The following is an 18563-nucleotide window of genomic DNA, read 5'->3' as shown; positions in this document are numbered from 1 at the left end:
TAAATAGAGGTTTATGAGCTCATGGATTTTGACTTTAATTTGATCCTTGTTCCTACCACAGTCATTTTTTTCTTAATTTGGCTGTTGGATAAGTTTGTCTGGAAGCAACGGCAGACCAAAGGTAAAGGGAATGAAAATGTCGTTATCGCATGGGCTTATGATTTCTGGCCGATTCTAGCGATAGTTTTGGTGATGCGTTCATTCTTATATGAGCCATTTAATATTCCATCTGACTCTATGGTTCCAACCTTAGAAACAGGTGATTTTATTGTGGTAAATAAATATCAGTATGGCGTACGTTTACCTATCGTCAATAAAAAAATTCTTGATGTCGGTGAACCTGAGCGTGGTGATGTCATTGTATTCCGTTATCCACCACAACCAACCATCAGCTATATTAAACGAGTGGTCGGTTTACCAGGTGATCATATTATTTACGATCATGGTCAACTGAGTGTGAATGGTCAAAAGGTGGCAAAAGTTCCTGTAGAATTTAGCCGTGAAAAAGATCAACTTGATACACCTACACCGATTTATCATAAAGAAACCATGGGTAAGCATACGTTTACCATGCGTGAGCTTGAAGGCGTCAATGTTGCGCGCCAAGCACCATTTATCAACTATGTTGAAAATGGTAAATATTCAACAGAAAATGGTTTATATTGGGAGGTTAAGGTTCCTGAAGGTCACTATTTCGCGATGGGGGATAATCGTGATCAAAGTGCGGACAGTCGTTTTTGGGGCTTTGTGCCTGAAGAAAACCTCACTGGACGTGCTTTTTACAAGTGGATGCATAAGGAACCTGGTTTAAAACTGCCTTCATTTAGTCGTAATGGCAGTATTGATTAGTCTTACATCAGGAAAATAAAATGAGACATCAACGGGGAACGTCTTATATCGCAATTTTAATTGCTGTGATTGGTTTTGCTTTTTTAGCTAAAGTTGTTATTGCGGTTTGGGGGCCGTATCTCGATAACAAAATGATTAATGGGTTAATCGAGGAGCAGTTAAAAAGTGGACCTGCGAATATTAGTCCAAGTAAATTTGTTCAAGAAATGGATAAAAGATTTTCAATGAACAGTATTCGCGATGTTAGTTTTAAAGATATTGCTCAAGTCTCTAATGAAAAGGGGCTTGAAGTAAAAACGGATTATGAAATAAGAAAACCTTTCTTATTGAATATTGATATTGTGTTGAAGTTCGAGAAAAGTTTTGATCAAAGCTCAGTCCAAGCTAAATGAAGCTCGTTTAGCAAGTCGTATCGGTTATCAGTTTAAACAACCTGAATTGTTACAACTGGCCTTGACCCACCGATCGGTGAGCCATAAATACAATTATGAACGCCTAGAATATCTGGGCGATTCATTGTTGGGTATGATAATTGCCAATTATCTGTACCATGCCTACCCGCATGAAAATGAAGGGCGTCTAACGCGTATGCGTGCGACACTGGTTCGTCAGGAAGCGCTAGGAAAAATTGCCAATGACTTAAAACTCAGTCAAGAATTAATCTTGAGTACAGGTGAGTTGAAATCTGGCGGTCATCATCGTGAGTCTATACTTGCGGATACCGTTGAATCGATCATTGGTGCAATCTATGTCGATTGTCAGGATTTAAAAATTCTGGAACCGATTGTTCTTAAATGGTATGTGCCATATTTAGATCATATTGAACCAACTGATCAACTGAAAGATCCTAAATCACGTTTGCAAGAGTATTTACAAGCACGTAAAAAACCTCTCCCGGTTTACGAGGTTGTAGATATTCAGGGTGATGCTCCGAACCAACATTTTAAAGTTGAATGTACAGTTGAAGGGCTCCCTGTTAAATACGGTGAAGGTTCAAGCCGTCGCTTTGCTGAACAGGCAGTAGCGGCAGAAATCTTAGAAATTTTGGAGAAAAAGTCTTAATGACTACTCATTCCGATCACGTAGATGCTGATCACGAGTCGCAAGGCGACAGTAACGATTTAATTAGTCAGTTCTTTAGTGCACAAGGCACTGAAATTCCAGCCGATTTTAAAAGTGGGTTTGTGGCGATTGTTGGTCGTCCAAACGTGGGTAAATCAACGTTGATGAACCATATTTTGGGTCAAAAACTTTCCATTACCTCTCGTAAACCACAGACCACACGTCATAAAATTGTGGGTATTGACTCACGCGAAAAATCTCAAGCGGTATTCGTAGATACCCCGGGGATGCACAAAAAAGAAGTCCGTGCCATTAATAAAATGATGAACCGTGCGGCACATTCTGCACTTCGTGATGTGAACTTAGTTTTGTTTGTGATTGATGCAGACAAATGGACACAGAATGATGATTTAGTGTTAGAGAAGCTAAAAAATGCCGATATGCCAGTGATTCTTGTGATCAATAAAATTGATACACTAGAGAATAAAAACCATGCATTACCATTGATACAAGAGCGTGCAAAATTAATGAATTTTGCAGAAATTGTTCCTGTATCAGCATTACGTGGTGCAAATTTAGATCATTTGCGCAGCACGATTGAAAAATATTTGCCGTTCCAACCACCACTGTATTCACTTGAGCAATTGACCGATCGTTCAGAGCGTTTCCTTGCGTCTGAAATTATCCGTGAAAAAATCATGCGTCAATTGGGTGAAGAGCTGCCTTATGATTTAACGGTTCAAATTGAGTCGTTTAAAACAGAAGAAGCAACGGTAAATCCAAAAACAGGTCGTCCTAAAGTGGCGTGTACCTATATTGATGCGACGATTTTTGTCGATCGCTCTGGTCAGAAAGCTATTGTGATTGGTGAGAAAGGTGCCAAACTGAAAAAAATCGGTATGGATGCACGTGTGGATATGGAAAAAATGTTCGAGCAAAAGATCATGTTGACGCTTTGGGTGAAAGTCAAAGGCGGTTGGTCTGATGATGAACGTGCGTTGAAAAGCTTGGGTTATAGCGATATCTAATCGTTAAATAACAAACTTTGAGGGAAGAGTAATGATGAAAGTATTAGCTGTAGTGGCATGTGTTTTGTTTCTACAAGGGTGTATTCATAAAATCGTTACTGTTCCTGTCAAAGTGGCTTATAAAACCACAAAAGGCGTGGTTAAAGGTACTGCTGCAGTTGTGGGTGCAGTCATTCCAGATGGGGATGAAGATGAAGACGACAAGAAAAAGAAAGACAAGGATTAATATTTCAAATCATGCGTAATGAGATACTGCATGGTTATTTAATTCACCATCGTAAATATCGTGAAAAAAGTCATATTGTGCACTTGTTTACTCAGGAGCATGGTCGAATTGATGGTATTCTCAGGCAAACGCCACCTCCCCAGTATCAACCAATTTGCTTGCAAGCATCTGGTAAGTCCGAACTTAAAAACTTTAGTAAACTCGAAATTGTAAATCAACCGATTTTCTTTTTTGGTGATGCTTTTTTTTCAGGGTTTTATCTGAATGAAGTCTTATTGAGATTATGTCCCTTAGAGGTTGAGATGCCTGAGACATTTGCTCAATATGCACACACCTTGGAAAAACTTCAATGCATGTCTGTCCAGGCCCACCCAGATCTATTCTTACGGCAAATCCTTAGACAATTTGAGCATGTGCTGCTTGAAGAGTTGGGTTTTGCGTTGGATTTTTCAACTGATGCAAATCAACAGCAAATTCAGCCTCATGAAAATTATCAATTTCATTTAAACGAAGGTTTTCAACCTGTCATTAAAGCCTCACGCGCAACATTGTCAGGTCAACATATTTTAAGTATGTGTGATTATGAAAAAGGTGGGGAATTTAATCCTGAACAGTTACAATTACTGTCTAAGTTGTACCGACAAATGATTACTTCCTTGCTTGGCGATCGTCCATTAAAAAGTCGTCAATTGTGGATACAGAATTCTCAAACTCAACGTCATTAGGAAAGAATTATGGCAGCTTTGCTTGGTGTAAATATTGACCATGTGGCAACACTACGAAATGCACGTGGGACAACTTATCCAGATCCTGTGAATGCCGCAATTATTTGTGAGCAAGCGGGGGCGGAAGGGATTACGCTGCATTTACGTGAAGATCGTCGCCATATTAAAGATGATGATGTACGTCGTATGCGTTCTGTATTAAAAACCCATATGAACCTTGAAATGGCAGTGACCAATGAAATGGTTGAATTTGCCAAAGAGATTCAGCCGCATCATGTATGCTTTGTTCCTGAAAAGCGTGAAGAAGTCACGACTGAAGGCGGTCTGGATGTGGTTGGGCATTTTGAAGATGTGAAAAACGCGACTCAAGCACTCGCGGCGATTGGTTGCGAAGTTTCATTATTTATTGATGCTGACTTTGCTCAAATTGATGCAGCGATTGCCTGTGGTGCGCCTACGATTGAGTTGCATACAGGTGCATATGCAGATGCTGAAACACCTGAAGCGCAGAAAGCAGAGCTGGAACGTATTATTCGAGGTGCTGAATATGCCGCATCTAAAGGATTGATTGTGAATGCTGGCCATGGCTTAAATATTGACAATGTCACTCCGATTGCGCGCATTGCGCAAATTCATGAATTGAATATTGGTCACTCGATTATTGCTGATGCTGTATTTATTGGATTGGCACAGTCTGTAAAACAAATGAAAGCTGCGATTAAAGCCGCACGTTAATTTTTAAGTAAAGTATATGTCAAATATTGATTATGATGCCCTAATGAAGCCAGTCATTGGCTTCTTGGGGTGTGAAACACCAAAAGCATGGCTAGATGAAGCTTTAAATAATTTGGATATCCTGATGCAGGATCATGCCAATTGTGAAAAGAAAGCAGCAAGTACAGCAATGAATTTGATGTTTCGTTATAGTTTTTTCTCGGATTTACAAATCAAACTGGCACAGCTAGTACGTGAAGAAATGCTGCACTATGAGCAAGTGCTGGAACTGATGGCAAAACGTGGTCAGAAATGGACTGCAATCAGTGCTGGTCGGTATGCAGGTGGTCTACGTAAAGAAGTGCGGACTTACGAGCCAGAAGCGTTAATTGATATCTTGGTGATTGGCGCATTTGTTGAAGCACGGTCATGTGAGCGTTTCTATGCGCTTGCACCACATGTGGATGAAGAGTTGGGGCGTTACTACCGCTATTTGCTAAAGTCTGAATCACGCCATTATGAGGACTATTTAGCATTGGCCATGGATGTGGCGACGACTAATAAGTTGAAAAATCCAAAAGAAGATATTCAAATGCGTATTGAGCATATTCGTGAAGTTGAAAAAAATCTGATTAGCAGCCCAGATGATTTATTCCGCTTTCATAGTGGTGTGCCAGTCAAAGCAGCTTGATAAAAAAATCCTCCAGAATGGGGGATTTTTTATGCACTTAAAATAAATGATAATAAGAATTATTTACAACTATCTTGGATGAATCTAAAATGAAATGATCTCTATGAATCAAACAATTTAAGCTCTCTTATTCAATATGAAATTACAATTCACTTTACTCTGTTTCGCTTTGTGTGCGGTTGGTCAGGCTCAAGCGCATTATCCTTATGTTGCGCCTCTAAACTATCAAACATTTAATAATCACAGTGCCATTCTTTCAGGTTTTTATGACAATCCATTTGTTTCAGAAATAGCTATTAAAAACTTTAATTTCCATGTACATACACCATCAGGTGATAAGCTACATTTAACAGATGCCGATTGGGTAAAAACGCAAACGGTCAGCAGTTATATTTAGAAAATAAGCAGGATGGCACGTATCGTATTCGCGGTGAAAAGCAGGGAAGTACAGCGCGTTTTGCTTATGATCAAAAGCAGTGGAAAGCGTTAATCAATGGTGTGCGTGATCCTCAAAAAACTGCGAATGCAAATGTCATTTATACAGTCGAGTTGACTAAAAAGTCGCAAATCAAAAGTATTCAAACGCAGGAAATCATTGAAACTTTTGTATCACGTCGTGTAACGTCTACACAAGTGGTGAATCATTTACATGATGGTTTTGATGTGCAATTTAAAACTCATCCGAATGCCATTATGCAAAATGAGCCTGTCCAACTGAAAGTGCTAGATCAGAAAAAAGCGGTTGCGGGTTTGCAGATTGAAATTTTGCAGCAAACGACGGATTACAGCCGTGAAGGAAAGGTTTATAAAACGCTTAAAACTGATCAAGATGGAAACTTAAATTTTAATCTAGCAGATCGTGGTCAGTATTTACTGAAAATTGACTATCAGCAGCCTTTTGAAATGAAAGGCGATACATTAAAACGATATAAATATACTTTGAGCTTTAATGTAATCTAAGGGTAGTTAAAAGAGAAAAAGCTCTGCGATTTGCGGAGCTTTTTTATGAAAATGATTTAGCTATCTTTAGGTTCAAGATAAAACATCGATAAACCTATCAATAAAATTAAACTGGTTTGAGCGAAAAAGTGTTTATTAAAACCGCCATAATATTGCTGCGAATAGCCTGCAATCAGTAAATAACCCGTTAAATAAAGCAATCGATAATATCGGCTCTCAAAACAATAACAGACACTTGCAAAACATAAAATCAGACAACCAATCACCATATAGTGGATATCCCAAATGATGGTGTTGATTGCAAATAAAAGTGCTGAAAGTGCGCCGATAGATAAATTACGCAGGCTTTCAAACCCTTGAAAAATGTGCATCAAAGCTAATATGAAGAATGGCAATAGAGCAAGTGCATATTTTATTCTTATACTGTTTTGCGTCATGAGCATAAAATTTTGCTGTTTCTCAACAATGGGGCTAGTACTGATGCTTAGCCTAAGCCATTGCAGGGTTAAGTGTTCAGGGATGTTGGCTTTAACTAAAAATTTGAGAGTGGCTTGTGGTGGAATAATATAATTTTCTTGGAATTCATGGCCATAAAACATCCATGACTTATTGGTCTCTAGTGTGTGATATTGCGTATTTTTTTGAGTTGAGATGTTAAAAAGTTGTCCAGTTGCATTTAACCCAGCTTTCATACATGGTGTTTCTTTCTCGTGAACAATACATAACGGCAGTACCGAAATTTCAAGATCTTTTCGAGTTTGTTGCTGACCTGCAAAATCGATATGAACATATAACTGATCAGATTGGTTTTGCAGCGTAATCGGTGTGCTTGACCAATATAGTCCTTCTGTCATCTCGTTCAATACAGATTCAGATATTTCGGGAATAGTATTGTGATTTTGAAACTGCTGAGGTGGAATCAACCATTGTAGCTTGCTGTCAAGAAGGGTGTTCGATTCACTATTATATAAATTGGGTGGTGTTTTGAAATGTTGCTCAATTTCACTTTCGGGTGTGCAGCTCACCAAATAAATTGCAAATGGGCTGATAAAAATTAAAAGAAAAATGAATGCAGTGAGATAGTGTTTTAAGGCAGTTTTATTTGATTCAGCATCAACTTGAATGAACATTTTTTTATTTTAATGACAATGACTTATAGATTATATGTAAATCATAGTCATTAAAAAAGCCCATTTAAATAAATGGGCTTTAGAATTTGGCTCTCCAACCTGGGCTCGAACCAGGGACCTGCGGATTAACAGTCCGTCGCTCTACCGACTGAGCTATTGGAGAATCTGAATGCGATTATAAGCAGATTTTGAAGAGGGTCAAGCTAAAAATACCAATATGAGGAGAAATGCGTGATAGATGTTTTTTATTTGAACAAAAAGAAGGATTTTTTAGAAAAAATGAATCTTAGGCTTGCAAAGAAAAAATTCAATTGATAGTCTGAATGCAACAACAGAGCGTTTAAACATATGTTTAAACAGTGTGGATTTAAACCCAACTTGCCAGCACTAAAATGGCTAAACAGGAGAAAGCGAATGAATACGCTGACTATTTCTCAGATTTTTTCAAACTTTACTTTTTATCAAGAAAACTATCTTTCTATTATCAGTAATCAAGAGCAATATCAAACACCTGTCGAAGGTGCATACGTTGACGTTTGGCCTTTGGGTCGACGTGACTTGGCATTGGGTGATTTATTACAACTGTGGTTTAGTGAAAAATGGTTGATCAACGCGCCATGTCATTTACGTTTTGAACATCAAGATGATGGTCGTCGTGTGCCTTTGCAACGCAAGCAAGACTTGTATTTATACCAATTGGCAGGTAATGCGTTATCAGGCTCAAATCGTTCTAAAGTATGGTCTATTTCAGAACAACGGGATCTTCGTGTTGAGTTAGATAGTACTTTAAAATATTACTGCTTTCAAAAGGGCAGTAATCGCATTGATCTAAGCGAAGGCCAATTAATTCGTGCCTTACATTCAGCAATTTAAGTTTGAAACATCATCTGCTCGCATTGAATTGCGAGCAGAAAAATAAAAATATTAAGGACGTATAATCATGCAGGTTGCAGTTGCATGTGCATAAAGTTTGCCATTGTCATCAATAATTTTCCCTTCAGAAATCCCTAAATTTTTACTGATATTAATGACTGTTCCTATCGCTGTAAGTTCAACATCCTTTGGAATTGGGCGACACATTTTAATATTTAAGTCGATGGTGCCATAACCTACACCTGCCTCTAATAACGTGTGAATGGCGCAACCTGTCACCGAGTCGAGTACAGTAGCAGCAAAGCCACCATGCACGCCGCCTAGCGGATTTAAGTGTCGTGCATCTGCTTTAGCCTTAAAGCTAATACTGCCCTCAGATACTTCATAAGGCTGCATAGGAATAGTTTCGCTAATACTTGCTGGTGGAATTTTTCCTGCACACATGGCTTGTAAAAGTTGCAGTCCAATCATTTCTTTTGGGTTCATTATTGTGGCCTATTTTACGAGTTCTAAAATGGAATCTAAACTTAACATAGCTAATTGTTGAAAATATTGTCAAGTTGATTCTTTGCCGCTTTCATTGAGTAATCTTGCATTTAGTATTTTGTTATCGACTAAAATCGGAGAGGGGCGTGTTCAGGAGGCGTGGCATTTAACCGGTATAGCGATGAAGGTGGCATTCGTGGTCGCCTTATCCGCCTCAATCGTTGTGGCAGTATTTCATCCTTATATGTTGCCCTTGTTCAGTAATGACAAAGATGTACTCAACGTGGTTTTCGCATTGGTGTTTTTATTGTGTTGGATGCATATCTTTGATGCGATGTTAGTAGTTTCGGTCAATATGTTGAGGTGTTGGAAAGTTATTGTATTTCCGATGCTGGTTTATAGCGGCATGATTTTGATTTTCGGACTTGGCGGCGGCTGGTATTTGGCATTCCATCCAGTGACATGGTTGGGGCGTACGTACGATGCATTCAATATTCAAGGTTTTTGGATCATGCTGTGTGTTGCTTATACGCTGGCAGCAGTTATTTGCTTTATCTGCCTTAAATGGAAACATAGCAAATATTTTAAAATGGCTCAGATATAAAAAACCCGCGAATATCGCGGGTTTTTTTGATTTGATCTTTAGATCAAATTATTTTTCAGCAGCAATTGAAGCAATCGCAGCGTCTACGCCTTCGATTGAATCAGCAGCTTTCTTGATACGTGCAAGCGCATCTACAAGAACTTCGTCTGCAGTTGCATAAGAAATACGCATGTAACCACCTAGACCGAACGCATCACCAGGAACTACGGCAACACCAGTTTCTTCCAATAACCATGCAGAGAATTCTGTGCAAGATTTTAAACCTTTTGCACGAATCAATGGGCGGATGTTTGCATATGCATAGAATGCACCATCAGCAGGAAGGCAAGTGATACCGTTGATGTCGTTCAAGCCTTTCACAACTAGGTCGTGACGGCGTTTGAATGCTTCAATCATTGGCTCAAGAACGTCTTGAGGACCATTCAATGCAGCTTCAGCAGCAACTTGTGAAATAGAAGTTGGGTTTGAAGTTGATTGAGATTGGATTTTTTTCATCGCACCAATAAGTTTAGCAGGGCCCGCTGCGTAGCCAATACGCCAGCCAGTCATTGCATAAGCTTTAGATACACCGTTAAGAACGATTACGCGATCGTAAAGGTCTGGTGCAACTGTTGCGATGTTGTAGAATTCGTCGTCCCAACGGATTGGTTCGTACATGTCATCAGAAGCAACTAAAACTTCTGGGTATTTACGTAGAACGTCAGCTAAAGCAAGTAATTCTTCTTTAGTGTAGATCATACCTGTTGGGTTAGAAGGGCTGTTTAGAACCACTAAACGAGTTTTGTCAGTGATTGCAGCTTCTAATTGAGCAGGCGTAATTTTGAAACGTTGGTCTTCACCACATTTCACGATTACAGGAGTACCTTCAGCAATGATCACCATGTCTGGGTAGCTTACCCAGTAAGGAGCAGGGATAATTACTTCGTCACCTTTGTTTAACAAAGCAAGTGCCAAGTTAAAGAAAGATTGTTTACCACCACAAGAAACCAAGATTTGGTTTGCAGCGTAATCAAGGTTATTGTCGCGTTTTAATTTAGCAATAATTGCTTTTTTAAGACCTGGAGTACCGTCAACAGCTGTATATTTAGTGAAGCCATTGTTGATAGCAGCAATTGCAGCATCTTTGATGTGTTGTGGGGTATCGAAATCCGGTTCACCTGCGCCTAAACCAATTACGTTTTTACCAGCAGCTTTTAATTCAGCAGCTTTGTTAGTAACAGCAAGTGTAGGGGACGGTTTGATGCTATTTACACGATCAGACAGACGTACGTCCACGGCAGTATTCCTTCTTATAGGGATTAAAAAATAAAAAGCACACTATCTTAGCTTAAATGCACAGTAATGGGGAGTGGCAAAATCAACAATGTGCAAAAAAGTGTGATATTCCATCCTAACCATATAATTGAGAAAATTTACATTGAGTTACTTAAATTTTTAATCAAATTTTATGGCAAATTCTTAAAGTCACGGACAAAAATAGGGCATAAAAAAGGCCACAATATGTGTGACCATTTTTAATAAAATTTTGTGCTTCAAATACTTTGCTTATTGAACAAAACGCGATAGATCTTCTTCAGGGCGAGCAGTTAGCACTTCTACACCATTTTTTGTTACAAGTAGCGTGTGTTCGTACTGTGCAGACAAGCTATGATCTTTAGTCACGACAGTCCATTTGTCGCCAAGAAGTTTGGTTTTCCAGTCGCCACCGTTCACCATTGGTTCGATGGTAAAGGTCATGCCTTCTTCTAAGATCATGCCTGTATTGGGTTGACCGTAGTGTAAAACTTGTGGTTCGTCATGGAAAACGGTACCAATACCATGACCACAGTATTCACGTACAACACCAAAACGTTCTGATTCAACATATTGTTGAATAGCATGGCCGATATCACCCATGGTTGCGCCTGGTTTTACCACCGCCATACCACGGTACATGGCTTCTTGGGCAACTTTGCATAAACGGTTCGCTAAAATAGTGGTTTCACCACCCACGATGTACATCATGTTGGTATCACCGTGGTAACCATCTTTAATCACAGTGACATCGATGTTTAAGATGTCACCTTTTTTTAACTTTTTGCTTTCAGATGGAATACCGTGACACACAACATGGTTCACTGAAGTACAGATCACGTGCTGGAACGCTGGACGACCCGGCGCAGCGCCATAACCTAAACAAGCAGGAATAGCTTCTTGTTTGTTGACAATATAGTCATGACAAATCGTATCAAGTTCTAGGGTAGTCACACCTGGAACAATATGCGGTTTGATCATATCCAAAACTTCTGCCGCCAGTCGACCCGCGACGCGCATTTTTTCAATTTCGTCAGGCGTTTTAATTAATCGACGTGGAGCTTCGTAAGTACTGTTCATGATCTCTAAAAACTTTTGGAAATTTGTATGTGACTATGGTATAAATAGCCGCCCATTTTATCAAATGCTTTTTCGTGAATATCTTTCACGAGCTTTGTGCGATGGGGCAATAAAATCCGCACATATATCGACACATTTCTCTGGGTGCCTTTTTAGGTGGAGAATGCGGGTATATGGAGGCCTAACCCAAACTTTAAGGTAAAGAAAATGGCAGATTACAACGTAAGCATGCGCGACCTTCTTCAAGCAGGCGCACACTTCGGTCACCAAACACGTTTTTGGAATCCAAAAATGCGCGAATACATCTTCGGCGCGCGCAACAAAATTCACATCATCAACCTTGAGCACACTGTTCCTGCGTTAAATGATGCTTTGAACTTTGCTAACAACTTGGCTAGCAAAAAGAACAAAGTTTTGTTCGTTGGTACAAAACGTGCAGCTTCTGCAATCATCCGTGAACAAGCTCAACGTGCAGGTCAACCATATGTTGATCACCGCTGGTTGGGTGGTATGTTGACTAACTGGAAAACTCTTCGCCAGTCAATCAACCGTCTAAAAGACCTTCAAACTCAATCTACTGACGGTACTTTCGCTAAACTTACTAAACGTGAAGCTTTAGAACGTACTCGTGAGATGGAAAAACTTGAACGCGCTCTTGGCGGCGTTAAAAACATGGGTGGTTTACCTGACGCATTATTCGTAATCGATGTTGATCACGAAGCAATTGCAATTAAAGAAGCTAAAAACCTTGGTATTCCTGTTATCGGTATCGTTGATACAAACTCTAACCCAGACAACGTAGACTACGTTATCCCTGGTAACGACGATGCGATCCGTGCAGTTACTCTTTACGCTTCTGCTATGGCTGATGCGATTCTTGCTGGTAAAGAATATGCTCAATCACAAGCAAATGCACAAGCTAAAGGCGAAGAAGCTCCTGCTTCTGAGGCTTAATGCGTTTGACGTAAGCTTGTCATTTTTGCGACACGTGATGGTGGCAAAGTAAGCGTCATGTATGCAGACGGCCCAAGAGACAGCTCTGGGCCGTTTCTGTTCTAAAAAGAATTCATTTTCTACCGTATTTAGGAGATTAACATGACTGCAGTTACAGCAAGCATGGTTAAAGAATTGCGCGATCGTACTGGTCTTGCAATGATGGAATGTAAAAAAGCATTAACAGAAGCGGGCGGTGACATCGAATTAGCGATCGACAACCTTCGTAAATCTGGTCAAGCTAAAGCTGCTAAAAAAGCGGGTAACATTGCTGCTGACGGCGCGATCACTATCGCTCAAGAAGGCAACAAAGCAATCCTTGTAGAAGTTAACTGTCAAACTGACTTCGTTGCTAAAGACGAAAACTTTGCTGGTTTCTCTGCTAAAGTTGCTGCTGCTGCGCTTGCTGCTGGTGTAACTGACGTTGCTCAAATTGCTGAATTGAAACTTGAAGATGGTGCTACTGTAGAAGAAGCTCGTATCGCGCTTGTTCAAAAAATCGGTGAAAACATCCAAGTGCGTCGTGCTCAAATCGTTGAAGGCGACAACCTTGCAGTTTACAAACACGGTTTAAAAATCGGTGTTGTAGTTGCATACGCTGGTGATGCTGAAACTGGTAAAGGTTTGGCTATGCACATCGCTGCATTCAACCCAGTTGCTGTAAACGAAGCTGGCGTTTCTGCTGAACTTATCGCTAAAGAAAAAGAAATTGCTGAAGCGAAAGCAATTGAATCTGGTAAACCAGCAAACATCGTTGAAAAAATGGTAACTGGTTCAGTTCAGAAATACTTGAACGAAGTTGTTCTTGAGAACCAAATGTACGTTATCGACAACGATAAGAAAGTTGCAGAAGTTCTTAAAGCAACTGGTACTACTGTTGCTAACTTCGTACGTTTCGAAGTTGGTGAAGGTATTGAGAAAAAAGCTGAACTTTCTTTCGCTGAAGAAGTTGCTGCTGCTCAAGCTGCTGCAAAATAATCTCTGATTATTTGTAGAAAAAAGCCCTCGTTTTAGAGGGCTTTTTTTATGGCTGTAGCTTTACTGATTTCAAAGCTATTTAAACTTTATATTGTGTACATTGTTGTTCACAGATTCTATTTTTATCCATATTAATGACTATAATGAGTTGAAAATTTAGATTTAAACTATCTTATGGCAAACAAAACAAACTTAACCATCGGCGGAATTATTGTTGCGCTTGCAGCAGCTTATTTCGGAATCGATTTACAACAACAAAAAACTGCACCAGTTCAGACGACAGCTGAACAAAACTCACAGCCACAAATAGAACCAGTACAACCCGCAGATGCTCAACAAAAAGGGCAGAGTGCTGAAGATATCATTGCGCATGCATTTAAAAATAAACTCAGTAATGTTCAGGTTGAGGGTGCAGGTCAAGTGAAAGCGGTACTACGAGATGATAATGAAGGTAGTCGCCATCAAAAGTTCATTTTGACCTTAAATAATGGTCAAACGCTTTTGGTCGCGCATAATATCGATCTTGCTCCACGAATTGACGACTTGCAAAAAGCCGATACAGTTCAATTTTACGGTGAATATGAATATTCAGATAAAGGTGGTGTGATGCACTGGACACATCACGATCCGAATGGACGTCATCAGGATGGTTGGTTAAAGCATCAAGGTAAAACCTATCAATAAAAATCACATAGTCATTTTTAACTTTAGTCATTTAAAAGATCATGATTCAGATGAAGCTATCAACATGAAATTGGATTAACCATATTGAGTAAAAGCCAGTGTTTTAACACTGGCTTTTTGGTCGTATAAATAGAAAAAATGATTGGAAATACCAGAGATAAATACACCTATAAACAATAGGGTTTTAAGCATCGAATATGAAGAAAACCGATGTGGAATAAGTGAAAAAGAGATCTATGAAATTAATCGTGCTCTAAATGCTCTTTATTTGCGATTTATAGCGTGTTTTCCAATTACCAAGTACTTTTCCTGCAAATGTATCTAAACACCAAATAGGGCCAATGAGGAGGAATTGGAGATCTTTGAAAAAAGAGGGCTTTTTACCTTCAATTTTATGGCCATAAAATTGACCAATCCATGCGAATATAAAGAGCGCGATATAAAAGCCATATCCAACTGGTAACACCCAAATTAGCCATGCCATGATTAATGTTAACGCGGCGATTGCAACAGCAAGGACAATGTCTAAACGTGCGTAAAAGATAAATGCTAAAACAAGTAAGACAGCAGTAAGTAGCGCGCTAAAATGCGCCAATATGCCAACGATTGAAAAATAAATCGTGGGTACGCAAATCCAGTGAATCATTTTATTGGTTTTATTTTGATGACTTTCGCTGTATTCATCAAACCATTCGTTGATTGTTTTCATGATAGTCCTTAATCATGGGGAAGGACTCCAATAAAAACAAGAATGGGGTAAGGGTCAAAATCGGGTTACTGAAGATTTGAAAGGCTAAGAGGCTACAAATAAAAAACCACGCTAGGCGTGGTCTGTTAAATGCAGTCACTTCATTGGAGAATTAAGAATTTGGACCGTCTACGCGTTCAATGCTCACGTTTGCAGTACCCGCACTGGTAATACCCAATTGCTTAGCAGCGCCATAAGATAAATCGAGAACACGGTTACCATGGAATGGACCACGGTCATTTACTTTGACCACGACGCTTTTACCATTATTGCGATTCGTAACACGAATAAAGCAATTAAGTGGCAGGCTACGATGTGCTGCTGTAAGTGCGTTCATGTCAAACGTTTCACCGCTTGCTGTTTTACGACCGTGGAATTGACGACCGTACCAAGAAGCAGTACCAGTTTGAGTGAACTTACGAACAGTATTCGAAGCGACAGTGTTTAACTTTTCAATCACTGAAGGCTCATCTTCAGGGATTTCGATTTTAGCAGCGATTGTTTGACGACGAATTTTATCGCCAGAACGCTCAGTGATTGAAAGGCTACTTAAATTCGTAAAGTTTGAATTGAAGCTTTGAGCTTCTTTATTCAATACACGAGCTGCAAGACGCGAGTTGTCATTATCATGATTGAATGATGATGACTGAACCATCTCAGCTTGTGACTGACTTAGCGCAACTGCCGTGGCAACCGCTAAGGCATATTTAAAAATTGATGACTGCATTGTTTATCTCCCAATGGCATATTTACTGGTTCAACTAAGTCGCTGATATCCATGTAAACACGTCTGATATTTCACTTTTGCAACTACATTTAACGAGATGGATAATATTCATGCCATCGATAGGCTGTCTAGTGTTTAATTAAAATACTTTGAAAATGTCTAAAAAATTAACAATAGTTGGTTAAAAAATAATCAATAATGTAACAAAGTGTGTAGAATGTCGAATAAATGCTCATTTTAGCGAAAATATTTGTTGACTTTTTTGCTCTATAGGAAAAAAAACCAGTCTTATCGACTGGTAACTTCAGTGCCTAAAAGCCATAGCGCAGTCGCATACATACGGCTTTTGTTATAGGTTGTAATGACCTGAAAATTTGGATAAGTAATGTAATAAATTGGTCCATAACTATCTTGCAATTGGATGACATTGACCAAATCTAGATCATCGATTTTTACCAATGGATTCATAGGGGTTACACCTTGAGCCTTGAGTACACCATAGGGTGTTGGCTGGTTTAAATCCTTTGCAATAATAGCATCTGGGTTGTTTCCACTATAGCGAGCAGCAAAAGCAATCGGTTGATTACGCTGCCAACCATAATTTGCTAGATAATTTGCAATTGAACCAATGGCATCGACAGCCGAATTACGCAGGTCAACATGACCATTGCCATCGTAGTCCACACCAAATTTTGGAATGTTACTTGGCATAAATTGAGGATAACCCACAGCACCTGCATATGAACCGACGACAGAGTTGGTTGGAACACCATCTTTATATGACCAAGCAATCAGTGCAGCAAGTTCATCTTGGAAATATTGTGCACGGCGTTCATAGCCAAAACCAAGGGTCGCTAAAGCATCACGGGTGATAAAATTACCTTTATTGCTGCCGTAGCCTGTTTCAACACCCAAAATGCCTAAAATCACGGATTGAGGCACACCAAATTGTTGTTCTGCACGATTTAAAGTGTCGGCATATTGACTTTTGAAACGAACACCGCGTTGAATTGTGCTTTCAGCTAAAAAGTTGGTTTTGTATTGGTACCAAGGCTTTGATTCGCCAGGTCTATTCATAATGCTAATAATGTTAGGTAGGTTTTTACTGCCTTGCATTGCCCAATCAATTTGATTTTCACTCAGACCATAGGTTTGCATTGCATTTTGTTTAAAGCTTGCATATGCCGGATGAGATTGGAAGTCGTTAGCCTGACAAAAACTGGTCAGTGAAATTGAACCGGCCATAATGGCAATATGTGATAGTTTTTTATAAAAATTTCGATTTAGCATAAATAAAAAATTTCCAGTTGCTTTAGCGATGAGTATGAACAAAATTTCGAGGGGAAAAGATCCTGAAAATTGTGATGACCTTCTGGTTTCATAGCTCATTAAAGGTAAAGGTTACCAATAGCAACTAAGATACCACTGACAGCGCATGCTTTCATAAATAGATATACAAAAAAAGACAAAGCAAAGGATTTTTTCGTAGTTAACATATTGAAAAGTGACATATTCATTTACATAACTTGCAAATATTCACAAATCATTTGAAATATAGATGACTCTAAAACTCATGCGTCATAAAAACGCAGAACGAATAAACTTTATCGCGTTGCGAAATACTGTTTAGAAGCTACAAATTTTGCAAAGTAAAATCCAAAAAACGAAGGGGGCAGGGTTAGAAAAGCACAGGTCTAAAAACATCTATATGCATGTGATGGCGTATTCACCTCATGGGTGTTTTCGCTAACGCTTCAATGCTGTTGAAAACGTTGCTATATATAGTAGAAATATAGACTGAATGTTAAAAAAGAAAGAGATTGAATATTGAAATGGATGCATTGAAATTTAAGCCAAAATGACGGCAAGCATTCAAATCCTGTTTGTAATCAGGTTCTTTCTTTTCTGTGTGGATTTTTAAAAATAGTACATATAAATGTACTGTCATTTAATTGAGATCAGTTCATATTCTAGAACTGTGTTTGCATGACTATATATAGTCATTGTATCGGGATTCGATTTTATGCATTTAGCCATAAAAAAACCTAGCCGAAGCTAGGTTTTGACGAGTAGCGCGATTTATTTGTTAAACATCGCATCATGTGCTTCTGCAAGGGCACCTAGCTCTTCTTTGGTTAGATTTGGGAAAATCTTATCAATCGCGATATGAATTGCTTTAATCACGGCAGAAGAACCGATATCGGCTGCTTTACGTTTAATCATGCCTAAATCGAGTGTTTTATTAAAGTCATTCATAAAATGACGTACTGCAGCTTCAGCAAACTGTTTATACAGCTCACCAAAAGCAGCTTTATTGACATCTACACCTGATTTAATTTCGGCATAACTGTTTTTAAGGTTAGTGACCAGTCCTGCATCTAAGCTTAGACCTACACGATGAGCGCCGACTGTGTCCTGAAATAAACTACGTTCTGAAAATTCAATGGATTGTTTCACCACATCATTCGGAGATTTACCCAGTAGCTGCTTTAACAATACAGCGACTGTTGATTTGACATAGCCAGCCAGTTTTTCTGCTGTGTCGCGCTTGTCGCTTGCAGGAAACAGATGAACAGGAGCTAATATATAGCTAAATACCAAATAAATCATTACAGTAATCTTTAAATAATTTATCAATATCTTTAACTCTAAACTTAGTTCGAATCGCCTTGACTCGTGACCACATATTTTCTATTGGATTTAAATCTGGAC

General features: G+C 39.1%; 22 protein-coding genes, 1 tRNA gene and 1 pseudogene. 15 read left to right on the top strand and 9 right to left on the bottom strand.

Annotated elements, in window-relative coordinates; translation table 11 throughout:
- The first annotated feature begins 21 nt into the window (after positions 1 to 21).
- The 10 genes from lepB to FTV03_RS04180 all read left to right on the top strand — a co-directional run bounded on the left by lepB (position 22) and on the right by FTV03_RS04180 (position 6255).
- Entirely contained in the window at positions 22 to 849 is an 828-nt protein-coding gene (gene lepB, locus FTV03_RS04220) for a signal peptidase I (RefSeq protein WP_180040122.1), read from the top strand.
- 20 nt (positions 850 to 869) lie between these two features.
- Entirely contained in the window at positions 870 to 1241 is a 372-nt protein-coding gene (locus tag FTV03_RS04215) for a DUF4845 domain-containing protein (RefSeq protein WP_180040120.1), read from the top strand.
- Positions 1213 to 1911, top strand: coding sequence for a ribonuclease III (gene rnc, locus FTV03_RS04210; RefSeq protein ID WP_111883979.1), 699 nt, complete (start codon positions 1213 to 1215; stop codon positions 1909 to 1911). The genes FTV03_RS04215 and rnc overlap by 29 nt, the downstream gene beginning before the upstream one ends.
- On the top strand, positions 1911 to 2939 hold the full coding sequence (gene era / locus FTV03_RS04205; RefSeq protein ID WP_078192001.1) for a GTPase Era: 1029 nt from the start codon (positions 1911 to 1913) through the stop codon (positions 2937 to 2939). The genes rnc and era overlap by 1 nt, the downstream gene beginning before the upstream one ends.
- Positions 2940 to 2970: 31 nt before the next feature.
- A complete protein-coding gene (locus FTV03_RS04200; protein WP_078192000.1) occupies positions 2971 to 3165 on the top strand; it encodes an NF038104 family lipoprotein in 195 nt (64 codons plus the stop codon).
- Between the two features lie 8 nt (positions 3166 to 3173).
- Positions 3174 to 3890, top strand: coding sequence for a DNA repair protein RecO (recO, locus tag FTV03_RS04195; RefSeq protein WP_180007698.1), 717 nt, complete (start codon positions 3174 to 3176; stop codon positions 3888 to 3890).
- A gap of 9 nt (positions 3891 to 3899) precedes the next feature.
- Positions 3900 to 4625: a pyridoxine 5'-phosphate synthase gene (gene pdxJ, locus FTV03_RS04190; RefSeq protein WP_180040118.1), complete on the top strand. Its 726-nt coding sequence runs from the start codon at positions 3900 to 3902 to the stop codon at positions 4623 to 4625.
- 16 nt (positions 4626 to 4641) lie between these two features.
- Positions 4642 to 5295 carry a tRNA-(ms[2]io[6]A)-hydroxylase gene (locus FTV03_RS04185; RefSeq protein WP_180040116.1) on the top strand — a complete coding sequence of 218 codons (654 nt, stop codon included), beginning with the start codon at positions 4642 to 4644 and terminating at the stop codon, positions 5293 to 5295.
- 136 nt (positions 5296 to 5431) lie between these two features.
- Complete coding sequence (locus FTV03_RS17890) at positions 5432 to 5692, top strand: hypothetical protein (protein WP_257220670.1); 261 nt, start codon at positions 5432 to 5434, stop codon at positions 5690 to 5692.
- Positions 5656 to 6255 (top strand): DUF4198 domain-containing protein, encoded by a 600-nt coding sequence (locus FTV03_RS04180; RefSeq protein WP_257220668.1) that lies wholly within the window; start codon positions 5656 to 5658, stop codon positions 6253 to 6255. Before FTV03_RS17890 ends, FTV03_RS04180 begins: the two co-directional genes overlap by 37 nt.
- A 56-nt stretch (positions 6256 to 6311) precedes the next feature.
- Here FTV03_RS04180 and FTV03_RS04175 read toward each other — a convergent pair whose 3' ends face one another.
- Together FTV03_RS04175 and FTV03_RS04170 are read right to left on the bottom strand one after the other, a co-directional pair.
- A complete protein-coding gene (locus tag FTV03_RS04175) occupies positions 6312 to 7385 on the bottom strand; it encodes a hypothetical protein (protein WP_180040114.1) in 1074 nt (357 codons plus the stop codon).
- 87 nt (positions 7386 to 7472) lie between these two features.
- Positions 7473 to 7548: transfer RNA gene (locus tag FTV03_RS04170), tRNA-Asn, on the bottom strand.
- 251 nt (positions 7549 to 7799) lie between these two features.
- Here FTV03_RS04170 and FTV03_RS04165 point away from each other — a divergent pair.
- On the top strand, positions 7800 to 8258 hold the full coding sequence (locus FTV03_RS04165; RefSeq protein WP_180040112.1) for a hypothetical protein: 459 nt from the start codon (positions 7800 to 7802) through the stop codon (positions 8256 to 8258).
- A 51-nt stretch (positions 8259 to 8309) separates the two neighbouring features.
- Here the strand turns inward: FTV03_RS04165 and FTV03_RS04160 are convergent, their stop codons facing one another.
- Positions 8310 to 8747, bottom strand: coding sequence for a PaaI family thioesterase (locus tag FTV03_RS04160; RefSeq protein WP_180040193.1), 438 nt, complete (start codon positions 8745 to 8747; stop codon positions 8310 to 8312).
- 91 nt (positions 8748 to 8838) lie between these two features.
- Between FTV03_RS04160 and FTV03_RS04155 the strand changes: the two genes are divergently transcribed.
- Entirely contained in the window at positions 8839 to 9348 is a 510-nt protein-coding gene (locus FTV03_RS04155) for an MATE family efflux transporter (protein ID WP_180040110.1), read from the top strand.
- A 48-nt stretch (positions 9349 to 9396) separates the two neighbouring features.
- On the opposite strand, the gene FTV03_RS04150 is transcribed toward FTV03_RS04155, so the two are convergent.
- The gene (locus FTV03_RS04150) at positions 9397 to 10623 is read right to left on the bottom strand and encodes a pyridoxal phosphate-dependent aminotransferase (protein ID WP_111883988.1); all 1227 of its coding nucleotides are present in this window, start codon (positions 10621 to 10623) and stop codon (positions 9397 to 9399) included.
- Between the two features lie 270 nt (positions 10624 to 10893).
- Entirely contained in the window at positions 10894 to 11721 is an 828-nt protein-coding gene (gene map / locus FTV03_RS04145) for a type I methionyl aminopeptidase (RefSeq protein ID WP_180003232.1), read from the bottom strand.
- A 207-nt stretch (positions 11722 to 11928) separates the two neighbouring features.
- On the opposite strand from map, the gene rpsB reads away from it, so the two are divergent.
- The 3 genes from rpsB to FTV03_RS04130 all read left to right on the top strand — a co-directional run bounded on the left by rpsB (position 11929) and on the right by FTV03_RS04130 (position 14376).
- A complete protein-coding gene (gene rpsB / locus FTV03_RS04140; protein WP_078190314.1) occupies positions 11929 to 12675 on the top strand; it encodes a 30S ribosomal protein S2 in 747 nt (248 codons plus the stop codon).
- A gap of 141 nt (positions 12676 to 12816) precedes the next feature.
- Positions 12817 to 13692, top strand: coding sequence for a translation elongation factor Ts (gene tsf, locus FTV03_RS04135; RefSeq protein ID WP_078190313.1), 876 nt, complete (start codon positions 12817 to 12819; stop codon positions 13690 to 13692).
- Between the two features lie 174 nt (positions 13693 to 13866).
- Positions 13867 to 14376 (top strand): DUF3465 domain-containing protein, encoded by a 510-nt coding sequence (locus FTV03_RS04130; protein WP_180040108.1) that lies wholly within the window; start codon positions 13867 to 13869, stop codon positions 14374 to 14376.
- 253 nt (positions 14377 to 14629) lie between these two features.
- On the opposite strand, the gene FTV03_RS04125 is transcribed toward FTV03_RS04130, so the two are convergent.
- The 4 genes and pseudogenes from FTV03_RS04125 to FTV03_RS04110 form a co-directional block, all read right to left on the bottom strand.
- Positions 14630 to 15085 carry a DUF962 domain-containing protein gene (locus FTV03_RS04125; RefSeq protein ID WP_180040106.1) on the bottom strand — a complete coding sequence of 152 codons (456 nt, stop codon included), beginning with the start codon at positions 15083 to 15085 and terminating at the stop codon, positions 14630 to 14632.
- Between the two features lie 151 nt (positions 15086 to 15236).
- Positions 15237 to 15851, bottom strand: coding sequence for a septal ring lytic transglycosylase RlpA family protein (locus tag FTV03_RS04120; RefSeq protein WP_180022476.1), 615 nt, complete (start codon positions 15849 to 15851; stop codon positions 15237 to 15239).
- A 288-nt stretch (positions 15852 to 16139) separates the two neighbouring features.
- Positions 16140 to 17141: a lytic murein transglycosylase B gene (gene mltB / locus FTV03_RS04115; protein ID WP_180040104.1), complete on the bottom strand. Its 1002-nt coding sequence runs from the start codon at positions 17139 to 17141 to the stop codon at positions 16140 to 16142.
- Between the two features lie 789 nt (positions 17142 to 17930).
- Positions 17931 to 18425 (bottom strand): annotated as a pseudogene (locus tag FTV03_RS04110) (hypothetical protein); the annotation flags it as partial.
- Positions 18426 to 18563: the final 138 nt, after the last annotated feature.

The sequence above is a fragment of the Acinetobacter sp. YH12218 genome, from assembly GCF_013417925.1.
Classification (GTDB): Bacteria; Pseudomonadota; Gammaproteobacteria; order Pseudomonadales; family Moraxellaceae; genus Acinetobacter; species Acinetobacter amyesii.
The sequence above is the reverse complement of the archived record's forward strand: the minus strand, read 5'-3'. Positions and strand labels throughout refer to the sequence as shown.